The organism is Streptomyces sp. CA-179760 (assembly GCF_050937045.1).
In the GTDB taxonomy this organism is placed as follows: domain Bacteria; phylum Actinomycetota; class Actinomycetes; order Streptomycetales; family Streptomycetaceae; genus Streptomyces.
In genome coordinates this window covers 8,366,299-8,378,690 of the sequence record NZ_JBNJLZ010000001.1, presented here as the reverse complement: position 1 = coordinate 8,378,690, position 12,392 = coordinate 8,366,299, and the positions used below count along the sequence as shown (strand labels likewise).

General features: G+C 72.1%; 6 protein-coding genes. All 6 read right to left on the bottom strand.

The window, feature by feature from the left end:
* Nucleotides 1-88: 88 nt before the first annotated feature.
* The 6 genes from ACQEV8_RS37875 to ACQEV8_RS37850 all read right to left on the bottom strand — a co-directional run bounded on the left by ACQEV8_RS37875 (nucleotide 89) and on the right by ACQEV8_RS37850 (nucleotide 12,390).
* Nucleotides 89-913 (bottom strand): SDR family oxidoreductase, encoded by an 825-nt coding sequence (locus ACQEV8_RS37875; RefSeq protein WP_432969988.1) that lies wholly within the window; start codon nucleotides 911-913, stop codon nucleotides 89-91.
* Between the two features lie 52 nt (nucleotides 914-965).
* Complete coding sequence (locus ACQEV8_RS37870) at nucleotides 966-1,685, bottom strand: thioesterase II family protein (protein ID WP_432969985.1); 720 nt, start codon at nucleotides 1,683-1,685, stop codon at nucleotides 966-968.
* Nucleotides 1,686-1,741: 56 nt separating this feature from the next.
* Nucleotides 1,742-1,957: an MbtH family protein gene (locus ACQEV8_RS37865; RefSeq protein WP_432969982.1), complete on the bottom strand. Its 216-nt coding sequence runs from the start codon at nucleotides 1,955-1,957 to the stop codon at nucleotides 1,742-1,744.
* Between the two features lie 67 nt (nucleotides 1,958-2,024).
* Complete coding sequence (locus tag ACQEV8_RS37860) at nucleotides 2,025-5,951, bottom strand: amino acid adenylation domain-containing protein (RefSeq protein ID WP_432969979.1); 3,927 nt, start codon at nucleotides 5,949-5,951, stop codon at nucleotides 2,025-2,027.
* A 65-nt stretch (nucleotides 5,952-6,016) separates the two neighbouring features.
* Nucleotides 6,017-11,683: an amino acid adenylation domain-containing protein gene (locus ACQEV8_RS37855; RefSeq protein WP_432973288.1), complete on the bottom strand. Its 5,667-nt coding sequence runs from the start codon at nucleotides 11,681-11,683 to the stop codon at nucleotides 6,017-6,019.
* Complete coding sequence (locus ACQEV8_RS37850; RefSeq protein ID WP_432969976.1) at nucleotides 11,680-12,390, bottom strand: condensation domain-containing protein; 711 nt, start codon at nucleotides 12,388-12,390, stop codon at nucleotides 11,680-11,682. The genes ACQEV8_RS37855 and ACQEV8_RS37850 overlap by 4 nt, the downstream gene beginning before the upstream one ends.
* Between the last annotated feature and the right edge of the window lie 2 nt (nucleotides 12,391-12,392).

Here is a 12,392-nt window from a genome sequence, read left to right as displayed (position 1 = left end):
CATGGAGGAGGGGGTCGGGCAGCGACGCGGACACGGGCCGTACTCCTTGTTGTTTCGTGTTGTTCCAGCTCGACTTGCTGACGTGGTCTCAGCGGGCGCTGAATCCGCCGTCCACGGTCAGGACCGACCCGGTGACGTGCCGGGACTCGTCCGAGGCCAGGAAGACGACCGCGGCGGCGACGTCCTCGGGTTCGATCAGCGCGTTCAAGGGCTGCGCCTCGACGAAGGTCCTCTCGTGCTCGTGGACGGGCACCTCCAGTGCCCTGGCGATCTCGGCGAGCATCCTGCCCTCGGCCCACGCGTCGTCGCGCACGGACCCCGGGCAGACCGCGTTCACCCGCACCTTCGTCGGCGCGAAGTCGAGCGCGGCGGCTTTGGTGAGGCCGACGACGGCGTGCTTGGCGGCGACATAGCCGGCGAAGTGCCGGTAACCGACGAGTCCGGCGGTGGAGGCCACGTTGACGATGCTTCCGGCGCGCCGGGCGCTCATCGCCTTGCCGACCTCGCGGATCACCCGCCAGGCCCCGGAGAGGTCCACATCGATCATCAGGGACCACTCGTCCTCTTCGATCTCGTGCACCGGTTTGCCCGAGGGCGCGGCGATGCCCGCGTTGTTGACGGCGACGTCGATCCGGCCGAACCGGTCCTCGGCACGGGTCACCGCCTCCCGTATGCCGTGAGTGTCGCGGATGTCGGCCATCGCGGTGAGGACGGCCGCACCGGCGTCCCGGCACAGCGCGGCGGTGTGCTCCAACTGCCCGGCAGTGCCCAGCGGGTAGGGGACGCCCGGCAGGTCGGCACAGATGTCCAGCAGGGTGAGGTCCGCGCCCTCGGCCGCACAGGCGACCGCGGCTGCTCTGCCGAGTCCGCGGGCGGCGCCGGTGATGAGGACCGACTTGCCGTGCAGACGCATCGGGTACTCCCTGGAAGGTGTGGTGACGTGGGCAAGGGTGCTGGGGCGACGGCTAGAGCAGCTGTGAGGTGATCGCACGGACCAGGGCGGGTGCCGACTCGGTCAGGTACATGTGGCCGCCGGGGATCTCGATGTGCGCGAAGTCGCGGCCGCACGTCTTGTTCCAGGACGCGGCGTCGTCGCGGCCGACCAGGGCGTCGTCCTCGCCCCGGATGGCGGTGAGGGGCGCGTCCAGCGGAAGGGGAGTACTCGGTACGTAGGTCTCGTGCATCTCGACGTCCGCGCGCAGGGTGGGCAGGAGCATGTCGCGCATCTCCGGGTCGGCGAGCGCGGGATGGATGCAGCCCGCCAACTCGCCGACGCGGGCGAGGAACTCGTCGTCGGACAGGCCGGTGGCCCGCTGTTCACGGCCCTGGCCGGGGTGTGGCGACCCGCTGACGAACAGGTGGACGAGCTCGACGCCGGGCTGGGCGACCAACCGGTGTGCCAGTTCGTAGGCGAGGACGGCACCGAGGCTGTGCCCGAAGAGGGCCACCCGGTGCTCGCCATGGCCGAGCCGTTCCCGCAGCTGGGGCAGGAGTCCGTCGACGGCTTGGTGCACGTCCCGGTGGGGCTCCTCGTCGATCAGCCTTTCGCGGCCGGGCAGTTGGAGCGGCACGACTTCCAGCGCGTCCCCGGCCAGGGCAGTCCAGGGTCGGTAGAACGAGGCACCCGCTCCGGCGTACGGAAGGCACACCAGCTTGGTGGTGTCGGTCGGGGTGTCGATGGGCATGGCTGCCGGTCTCTCTGTGCGGGGGTGGGCGTTGTTGGGGCATGCCAGGGGGGTGGCTACTCGCCCATGGCCTCGATCAGGCTCTTGGGACGCATGTCAGTCCAGTGCTCGCCGACGTAGTCAAGGCAGGAGTGGCGGCTCGCACGTCCGTGCGCGACGGTCCAGCCGGCCGGCACCTCGGCGAAGGCGGGCCACAGGGAGTGCTGGCCCTCGTCGTTCACCAGGACCAGGTGCTCGATGCTGTCGTCGTCGAAGGGGTTGGTGGCGGTCATGACGGTTCCTTCTGTGGTGGGCGGTCGCGGTCGGTTGTGGTGGGCGGTCGCGCCCGGTGCTTTCGGACTACTTCCGGAGCCGGCTGTCCAGCACCGGGCCGATGCGGTCCAGTGCCGTGGGCCGGGTCATCTCTCCGTGCGTGCAGGGGATGTCGTGGTTGTCGACGTGGCCTTCGACGTACGGCTGCCAGGCGCGGTACCGGTCGGGGATCGCGTCCGGATCCTGTGCGGCGGTGAAGAAGAGCAGATCCCCCCGGTACTGCGTAGGGGCGAACTCACCCAGCAGGCGCCGGTTGTTCGCCGTCACGTCCACCAAGGCCGCCAGTTCGGCGTCATCGAGACTGCCGGGCATGTCGGGTACGCGGCGGACCAGCTCCGCGAACCGGCTCTCGGTCAGCGGTTCCGTCTCGTCGTCGGGTGCCGGCCGGCCGAGGATGGTGAGGAGGCTGCGCAGCAGCGTCGGGCGGTCCGGCAAGGTGGGGCCCTGTCGTATCCACGCCCCGGGAAAGGAGTCGAACAGCCCGAGGAGCGCGACCTTTTCTCCCGCCGCCTGGAGGCCGACGGCGACGTCGTACGCGACGAGGCCGCCCATGGAGTAGCCGAGCAGGTGGTAGGGGCCGTGCGGCTGTATCTCGCGGATGAGAGCGGTGTGCTCGGCCACCACCTCGTCCAGGCTGCCGGCCCGCTGCTGGCCCGGGATCAGGCCACGGGACTGCAGGCCGTACAGCGGGCGGTCGGGGTCGATGTGGCGGGCCAGCCCGGCGAAGCCCCAGGACAGACCGGAGGCCGGAGGAAGGCAGAACAGGGGTTCGCCATCGCCTCGAGTGCGCAGCGGGAGCAGGGGGCCGACGGGGGCCGTACCGGATCCGTCGCAGGCGCGCTGGTCACCTTCGTCCAGACGTCGGGCCAGCGCCGCCACGGTTGGCGAGTGGAAGAGGGCGCGCATGGGCAGGTCGACGCCCAGTTCGGCGCTGACGCGGGAGGTCAGGCGGGGTGCCAGCAGGGAGTGGCCGCCGAGGTCGAGGAAGCCGTCGTGGACGCCGACCTGGGCCGGGGCCAGGCGGAGTACCTCGGCGAAGAGGCTGCGCAGGACCCCCTCGAGCTCGGTACGCGGCGCCGTCTTCGCAGCGAGCGGAGCGTCGGGGGCGGGCAGCGCCTTGCGGTCCAGCTTGCCACTGGCGGTGTGCGGGAGGGCTTCGAGTGAGACGAACGCCGAGGGGATCATGTGGGCGGGGAGGGTGCGGGCGAGATGGTCGCGGAGGTCGTCGGCGGTCACGGCAACGGCTTTTGGAGATACGACGTAGGCGACCAGTTGTTTCTCGCCTCGCTGGTCCTCCCTCACGGTGGCTGCCGCCTTGACGACAACCGGATGTGCGGCGAGTGCGGCTTCGATCTCGCCCAGTTCGATCCGGAAGCCGCGAAGCTTGACCTGGTGGTCGGCCCGGCCCAGGAAGCGCAGTTGTCCGTCGGATCCGCGCACCGCCAGGTCGCCCGTGCGGTACATGCGCTCCCCCGGTCCGCCGAACGGGTCGGCGACGAACCGCCCGGCCGTCAGACCCGGCCTGCCGAGGTAGCCGCGGGCGGGGCCGCCGCCCGACACGTACAGCTCACCGACGGCCCCGTCGGGCACGGGATGCAGCGCTTGGTCGAGGAGGTGGACGAGGTTGCGGGCGAGGGGGCGGCCGATGGGTGGGGCGGTCCTGTCGTTCGGGCCGGCGTCGGACTGCCAGGCGGTGGCGTAGACGGTCGCCTCGGTGGGCCCGTAGAAGTTGACGAGCCGTGCTCCGGGGAAGGCGGCCTCGATGCCGGCCCCGAGCTGTTCGGGGATCGGTTCGCCGCCGAGGGCCACCGTGTGCGGTGACACGGCCGGCTGCTCGGCGAGCACGCCGGCCATGACCGTGGGTACGCCGCTGATCAGGCCTGCGTCCCGTGGGGTGCCGTCGGTGAGTGCGAGGAGGTTCTCGACGATCTCGATCCGGCCGCCGCACAGCAGCGGCGAGAAGATCTCGAACACCGACACGTCGAAGTTGAGCGAGGTCGAGAACAGCGTTCTGGCGAGCCGTTCGGGCCCGAACTCGGTGTGCGTCCACTCGACGAACTCGACGGCGTTGCGGTGCGTGGCCAGAACACCCTTGGGGCGGCCGGTGGAGCCGGAGGTGTAGGTGATGTAGGCGAGGTTGTCCGGGGTCAGGCTGCGCGGAGAGAGCCGGCTTTGCTGCTCTGCCACCGCACTGCCCGGATCGAGCAGGGGTGTGCCCTCCGGCAAGGCACCCGCCGTCTCCGCGGTGGCGAGGACGACGACCGGGCGAGCGTCGGCGACGATGTACGCCAGGCGGTCGGCCGGGTATGCGGGGTCGAGCGGCAGATAGGCGGCACCGGACTTCAGTACCGCGAGGACGGCGACGACCAGCTCCGCCGTACGGGGCAGCGCGATGCCGACGACTCGCTCGGGGCCTGCTCCCAGGGCCGTGAGCCGACTGGCCAATTGCTCGGCCCGGGCGTCCAGTTCGTGGTACGTGAGACGAGTGCCGCGGTCCAGGACGGCGTCGGAGTCCGGGGTGGCCGCGGCCTGGGACGACCAGAGGTCGGTGAGGGTGTGGGTGGCGGGCGGCGTGAGGCGGGTCCGCGGCGGGAGTTCCTCGGGTGCCAGGAGCCCCAGGCGGCCCTGCGGGAGTTCCGGGTCGGTTGCCATGGCCTCGAGGATGCGCACCAGGCGGTCGAGCGTGGCGTCGGCCCAGCAGGCGTCGAACAGTCCCGGGTGGTAGGCCAGCCGGAAGCGGGGCCGGGGACCGGGGAGGGCCACGAGGGTCACGGGATAGTGGGTGGCGTCGCGACCGCTTGATCCGACGAGGCGCAGCCGTCGGCCGTCGCCATCCGGCACGTTGCCGACTTCGCCGATGCCGCGCCCGTCGCCCGTGGCCTCCGGGTCCGCCGGATAGTTCTCGAAGACGACGAGGCTGTCGAAGAGCTCCGGGACGCCCACGGCCCGCTGGATGTCGGCCAGGCCGACATGGTGGTGGTCGAGGAGGCGGACGTAGCCGTCCTGGACCTCGCGGAGCAGGCCGCCCAGGCTCTGTTCGGGTCGCAGGCGAATGCGTGTCGGGATGGTGTTGATGAACAGGCCGACCATCGACTCGACACCGGGGAGTTCGGGCGGGCGGCCCGAGACGGTGGCGCCGAAGACGACGTCGTCACGGCCCGTCAGACGGCCGAGCAGGATCGCCCAAGCGCCCTGGACCAGGGTGTTGACAGTCACGCCGAGGCTCCGGGCCCGTGCCGTGAGGGTGGCTCCGAGGTCCGCCGACAGCTCGGTCCGGGCCTGTGCCGGGTCGGTGGCGCCCGGCGTCGCGGCCGGGGCCAGTCGGGTCGGTTCCGTCACGTCGGCAAGCGCGTCCCGCCAGGCGGCTTCGGCTGCGGTACGGTCCCCGCGCCCCAGCCATTCGAGGAAAGTGCGGTACGGCGGGACGGGCGCGAGCACGGCCGGGTCGCCGTCGGCGGCGTACAGCGCGAGCAGTTCCCGCAGGAGAACCGTGACCGACCAGCCGTCGAGCAGGATGTGATGGTGGGTGACGAGAAGTCGGTGACGGCGCTCGCCGGTTCGGATCAGGGTGCAGCGCAGGAGGGGAGGGGTGGCGGGGTCGAAGCCGAGGGCGCGGTCCTCGTCCAGCAGTTGTGTCCACGCCTTCGCGGGGTCGGTGTCCCACTCGGTCAGGTCGGCTTCCGCCCACGGCAGCGTCGCCCGGCGCGGGATGACCTGCACCGGCTGGCCGCCGCGGCGCCGCCGGAAGGCCGCCCGCAGGTTCGGGTGGCGTTCCAGCAGTGTCTGCGCGGCAGCGCGGAGGCGGTCGGCGTTCACCAGGCCTTCGAGTTCGAAGACAAGCTGCACGACGTACACGTCGGGGGCATCCCGTTCGTGCTCGTGGAGAGCGTGGAAGAGCAGACCCTCCTGGAGTGGGGTCAGGGGGAGCACGTCGACGGGCCCGGTCTGCGTCATGTCGTCTCGTCTCGTCTCGCTGTGTTCTGGCTCGGCTGGGCTGCTGGGTCTCGTCGGAAGTCGGGCTAGTCGAGGCCCGCGGTCAGCTCGTCGAGCTCGTCCCGGGACAGGCCCTCGACCGACATGCCGGCGCCGCCCCCGGCCCGGGACACGAGTGCGGTGAGCGCGGTGAACCAGGACTCGGCCAGCTCCCGCACTTCCGGCTCGCTCAGCACGCCCTCGCAGTACGCCCAGTCGGCCACCAGCCGCGGCCCGGCGGCCGTGTCGTGGACAACCGCGTTGAGGTCGAGGGCATGGGCGGCGGCGAGGCCGGGGTCACAGCCGGCGCCGAGTGCCGACGACTCGGGCGCGAAGGCCCACAGCCCGGTGCCGGTGGTTCCCGGGGCGCTGAACCGGCCGAGATAGTTGAAGCCGATGGCCGGTGTGGCTGCCTTGGCCAACTCGGGTGCCGTGTCCGGGTTGAGGTGGCGCAGGAGGCCGTGTCCCGCGCCGTGGTCGGGCAGTTCGCGCAGCCGCTCCGTGACCCGGGTGGCGGCGAGGTCGGCGGCGGGTCCGCCCGCCAGGGCGTCGCCCACGTCCACTCCCTGAAGGTCCAGGTGGACCGGGTAGAGGGAGGTGAACCAGCCGACCGTGCCCGACGGATCGAGCCCGGGCACCAGCTCCTCTCGGCCGTGTCCCTCGACGTCGAGCACGACGTGCGGGGAGTCCTGCCGGTCGGCGACGGCCAGCGCCAAGCCGGTGAGCAGGACATCCTGGACACCGGCGTGGAAGGCGGCCGGGACGCTGGTGAGCAGCGGCCTGGTGGTCTCGGGCGGCAGGGCGAGTCGCAGTGAGCGCGTGGTGGCGGCGGTGTCGCGGTCGGGGTCGAGTGGGCGCCGACCCAGCTTGGCACGCGGGGCGTCGGCGATACGGCGCCACAGCTCGGCCTCGGCGACCCGCGACGGCATGCTCGCCTGTCGGCCCAGCCCCATGGACCAGTGGCGGAACGACGATGTGACGGGAGGCAGTTGGGGGCCGCGCCCGGCGACCAGGGCCTCCCAGGCGGCCTTCAGATCGGATACGAGAATGCTCCAGGACACACCGTCCACGGCCAGATGGTGGACGGCCAGCAGCAACCGCCCCGCCCGGTCCGGTCCGGCGTCGAACCACACGGCTCGGACCATCGCCCCGGCAACCGGATCGAGCAGTCCCAGGGCCGTGTCGGACTCCTCGGCCACGCACGCGTGGAGTTCGTCGGTTCCGGACATGGCGAAGACGTCCCGGCGGTCGAGCAGGTCCGCGGCGCGGACGCCGCCGGCCGGGCTGACGTCGAGTTCCATGCTCGGGGTGAGCCGGGAGCGCAGCATGTCGTGGTGGTCGAGCACGGCCTGCAGGGCGTCGGTCAGCCGTGGCAGACCGGCGCCCGCCGGGACCGTCAGCAGGACGGACTGGCTGAACCGCCCGATGGGGCCGCCGCGTTCGAGCAGCCATCGCATGATGGGAGTGAGCGGGACCGGGCCCACACCGTTGACGTCATGGACGCCGTCCGCTCCCACGCCGTCGGCCGAGCCGTCGACCGTCCCCACGTTGCCGGGCCGGCTCACCGCTCCCCCACCGCCCACCGGCCCACGAGCCACCGCCGCCAGCTCCTTGACCGTCTGGTGCTTGAAGACGTCCCGGGCGCTGATCACGACTCCGGCCTCGGCTGCCCGGCTCACGAGTCGGATCGAGGAGATGCTGTCGCCGCCGAGGGCGAAGAAGTCCTCGTCGAGGGGGACTTCGGGCAGGCTGAGCAGCTCGCGGAAGAGTGCGGCGAGGACGCGCTCGGCCGGGGTCTCTGGTTCCTGCCCTCCGGCGGGCCCGGTGACATCGGCTGCCCCCGGCGCGGGCTGCACCTCGCGGTCCGGCTGTACGTCGGGCGTAGGCGTCGGCGCGTCGAGTTGCCGACGCGTGTCGTCCTCCGGGAGGTCCACGGACTCGATGCGCAGGTCGGGGTCGGCGGCGACTGCGGCCAGGAAGCGGACGAGGCACCGTGTGAGCCGCTTGGCCGTGGCCGGGTCGAACAGGTCGGTGCTGTACTCGGCGACGCCGTCGATGCCTGCCGGGGTGCCGTCGCCGTGGCGGCGCTCGCCCAGGTAGAGGCAGAGGTCGAAGCGGGCCGCGCCGGTCTCGACGGGCTCGCGTTCGACGTCCAGGCCGGGCAGGGACAGGTCGACGTCCGAGGCGTGACCGGTGAAGGCCAGCATGACCTGGAACAGCGGGTGGCGGGCGAGGGTGCGCCGCGGGCTGAGGGCGTCCACGAGGAGGTCGAACGGCACGTCCTGGTGGGCGTAGGCGGCGAGATCGAAGTCCCGGACACGGACCAGGAGTTCACGGAAGGTGGGGTTGCCAGAGGTGTCGGTGCGCAAAGTGAGACTGTTGACGAAGAAGCCGACCAGGTCGTCCAGCCTGCTGTCGGCCCGTCCGGCGACCGGCGTACCCATCGTGACGTCGGTGCCCGAACCGAGCCTGGTCAGCGTCGCGGCGAGCCCGGCCTGGAGCGCCATGAAGAGGGTGACCCGGGACTCCGAGGCCAGGTCGGCGAGTGCGGCGTGCAGCCCTGCGTCGACCGTGAAGCCGGCGCGGTCGCCCCGTCCGCTGGGCTCGGCGGGCCTGGGGCGGTCGGCGGGGAGCGGCAACTCCTCCGGAGCGCCTGCCAGGGCCTCTCGCCAGAAGGCCGTCTGACGTTCCAGCAGGCTCTGTGTCTCGCCTGTCGCCGTGTCGAGCAGTTCGCGCTGCCAGCGTGCGAAGTCGGCGTACTGGACGGGCAGCGGCCCCCACTGCGGGGCACATCCGGTGGTCCGGGCCGTGTACGCCGTCTCCAGGTCGCGCATCAGCGGCGCCATGGACCAGCCGTCGACGGCGATGTGGTGGGCGAGCAGCAGCAGGACGTGTGTGTCGTCGTCGAGCCTGAACAGGGTGGGGCGCAGCGGCGTTTCGGCGGACAGGTCGAAGCGGTGCCCTGCGGCGGCGGTGAGCAGCGCGGCGAGTTCCGCTTCGGTGGCCGGTACGACGGTGAGGCTCCGGCGTCCCGCCTCCGGGTCCAGGATCCGCTGGTACGGAATGCCCTGGAAGTCGGGGTGGAGGGTACGCAGCGGTTCGTGGCGCGTCACGACGTCGGTGAGCGCCGCCTCCAGGGCCGGACGGTCGAGGGGGCCGGTGAGGCGCAGGGCCCAGGGAACGATGTAGGTGTTGCTGCCGTCGAGGCGGCCCAGGAACCACAGCCGCTGCTGGGCGTACGACAGTGGAATCGGAGCGTGTCCGCGTTCCCGCGCCGTGAGCTCGGGACGCCCGGCGCCGCCCTCGCTCTCGCTGAGCCGCACGGCCAGCCCTGCGGGGGTCACCGCCTCGAACACCGCCCGTACGGGCAGCGCAGTGCCCAGCACGCTCCTCATGCGGTCGCCGAGTCGCATGGCGAGCAAGGAGTCGCCGCCGAGGTCGAAGAAGCCGTCGTCCGCGCCGACCTGGTGCGGGTCCAGGCCGAGAACGTCGGCGAAGAGCCCGCACAGGATCTCCTCCTGCGGGGTGCGCGGGGCACGGCCCCCGCTCTCCGTGGAAGGCGCGGGCAGGGCGGCGCGGTCCAGCTTGCCGTTGGAGGTCAGGGGCAACCGGTCGAGGACGACCACCGCGGAGGGGACCATGTGGTCCGGCAGCGTCCGCCCCGCGTGGCGGCGCAGAGCGTCCGCGTCGACGAGGACTGGTCCCACGGCATAGCCGACCAGCCGCCCGTCCCGTACGAGGACGACGGCCTGTGTCACGTCGGGGTGGCTTGCGAGCGCCGCCTCGACCTCGCCGAGTTCGATACGGAAGCCCCGGATCTTGACCTGGTCGTCCGCCCGGCCCAGGTACTCCAGCTCCCCTTCGGCCGACTGACGCACCAAGTCGCCCGTACGGTACATCCGTTCACCCGCGACGGCCGCGAAGGGGTCGGCGACGAAGCGCCCCGCCGTCAGCCCTGGCCGCCCGAGGTATCCGCGGGCCAGGCCCGCTCCCGCCACGTACAACTCTCCGGTGGCACCGGGCGGCACCAGTCGGAGACCCACGTCCAGGACGTAGGCGCGCAGGTCGGGGAGAGCGTGTCCGATGCCTGCTGTCCGAGGCCCTTCACGTACCGCGGGTTCGGTCAGGGGAAGACCCGTGACATGCACCGTCGTCTCGGTGATGCCGTACATGTTGACCAGTACGGGCGCGTCCTGCGGGTGCCGGGTGTACCACTCGGCGACCCGCGTGAAGTCGAGTGCCTCACCACCGAAGGCCACGTATCGCAGGACCAGTTCGCGCCTGACGTCGGGCAGGGCGGCGTCCGCGCGCAGGAGTTCACCGAATGCCGAGGGCGTCTGGTTCAGCACCGTGACGCGCTCGCGGGCCAGCAGCCGCAGGAACGCCTCCGGATCCCGGCTCACCGCGTGCGGGACGACCACGAGCGTGCCACCGTGCAGCAGCGCGCCCCACAGCTCCCACACCGAGAAGTCGAAGGCATAGGAGTGGAAGAGCGTCCACACGTCGTCCGGGCCGAAGTCGAACCAGTGCCGGGTGCGGTCGAAGAGCCGCACGACGTTGCGGTGCGTGACCGCCACGCCCTTGGGGCGGCCCGTGGAGCCCGAGGTGTAGATGACGTACGCGGCGTGATCGCTCCGCAGGTCCACGGTGGGTGCGTGGGGTTCGGCGGAGAATTCCGGGTCGTCGAGCAGGACGACGGGGATCTGGGAGGCGGGGAGGCCGGGGGCGACGTCGCCGGTGGTCACCAGCAGCACGGGGGCGCAGTCGGCCAGTGTGAAGGCCAGGCGGTCCGCGGGATATTCGGGGTCGACGGGCACATAGGCGGCGCCCGTCCTGAGGACCGCGAGGATCGCCACCACGAGTTCCGGCGAGCGGGGCAGCGCGAGCGCCACCAGCCGCTCAGGCCCCGCACCGCGGGAGGCGAGCAGCCGGGCCAGCCGTTCGGCACGGGCGTCGAGGTCGGCGTAGGTGAGCCGGGTGTCCTCGTACACGACGGCGGTGGCGTCGGGGGTGCGGGCGGCCTGGCGGGCGAAGAGCGCGGGCAAGGTGTCCGTCGGTGTGCCGGCCGGAGCCATGCCCTGCCACTTCTCCAGCATCCGCTGCCGCTCTCCCGGCAGCAGGATCTCCACTTCGCGTACGCGGCGCGTGGGATCGGCCACGAAGGCCTCCAGGACCGCGGCGAAGCGGTCCAGGAGCTGCCGGGCGCCCGTCTCGTCGTACAGGCCGGGCCGGTAGGACAGGCGCAGGGCGAGGCGGCGGCCGGGCAGGACGGCGAGAGTGAGGGGGTAGTGGGTGGCGTCGCGGCCGGTGAGCTGGGTGACCCGGGACGTTCCGGGGGCGCCGGCGGCCGGGTGGTTCTCGAAGGCCAGGAGGGAGTCGAAGAGTTCGCCGCCGCTCCCCGCGGCGCGCCGGATGTCGGCGAGGCCCAGGTGCTGGTGCGGCAGCAGGGCCGCCTGTCGCTGGTGGAGCTCGGTGAGGAGATCGTCGACGGTGCTGTCCTCGCTCCAACGCACGTGGGTGGGAACGGTGTTGATGCAGAAGCCGACCATGGACGCGATGTTCGGCAGTTCGGGCGGGCGGACGGTCACCGCCTGGCCGAAGACGACGTCGGTGCGGCCGGTGAGCCGGCCGAGCAGCACGCCCCAGGCGCCCTGGACGAGCGTGTTGAGGGTGATTCCGAGGGACCGGGCCGTGGCCTCACCGACGCTGGTCAGCTGCTCGGGAAGCTCGACGACCAGGTCCCGGGGCAGGACGGTGGTGGTGGCGCCGGTCGCCCCCGGGCGAGAAGCGTGGGCTCGCCCACCTCGGCCAGGGTCTCGCGCCAGGCGGTCTCGGCAGCGGTGCGGTCCTGCCGCCCCAGCCAGGCGAGGTAGTCGCGGTATGCGGGCGCCGGCGGCAGGGCGGCCGGGTGCTCGCCCGAGTGCAGCGCGGTGAACTCGCGCACCAGCAGCTGCTTCGACCAGCCGTCCAGCAGGATGTGGTGGTTGGTGAGGAGCAGGCGGTAGCTGTCAGCGTTCCATTTGACCAGCAGGTACCGCAGGAGCGGCGGCTTGGCGAGGTCGAAGCGGCGGGCGCGCTCCTCGTCCTGCAGCCGCTGCCATTCCTTGTCGCGCTCCGTCTCCGAGAGGGTGGACAGGTCGTCCTCGGCCCAGGGAAGTTCGACGTCCGTGGGCACGATCTGCAGGGCCCGCCCGGTGTCCCGGCGACGGAAGCAGGCACGCAGGTTGGGATGCCGGTCGAGCAGGGCCTGCCCTGCGGCGCGCACGGCGGCGGGGTCGACCTGGCCCGTCAGTTCCAGGATCTGCTGGGTGGCGTAGAGGTCGGGGGCCTGCTCGTCGTCGTACAGGGTGTGGAAGAGCAGGCCTTCCTGCAACGGCGACAGGGGCAGGATGTCGGCGATTCCGGAACCGGACCGAGTCACCG

Bases quoted from the DNA above. Each gene is read 5' to 3' on its own strand.
- ACQEV8_RS37875 (WP_432969988.1), bottom strand. From the start codon at position 913: ATGCGTCTGCACGGCAAGTCGGTCCTCATCACCGGCGCCGCCCGCGGA.
- ACQEV8_RS37870 (WP_432969985.1), bottom strand. From the start codon at position 1,685: ATGCCCATCGACACCCCGACCGACACCACCAAGCTGGTGTGCCTTCCG.
- ACQEV8_RS37865 (WP_432969982.1), bottom strand. From the start codon at position 1,957: ATGACCGCCACCAACCCCTTCGACGACGACAGCATCGAGCACCTGGTC.
- ACQEV8_RS37860 (WP_432969979.1), bottom strand. From the start codon at position 5,951: ATGACGCAGACCGGGCCCGTCGACGTGCTCCCCCTGACCCCACTCCAG.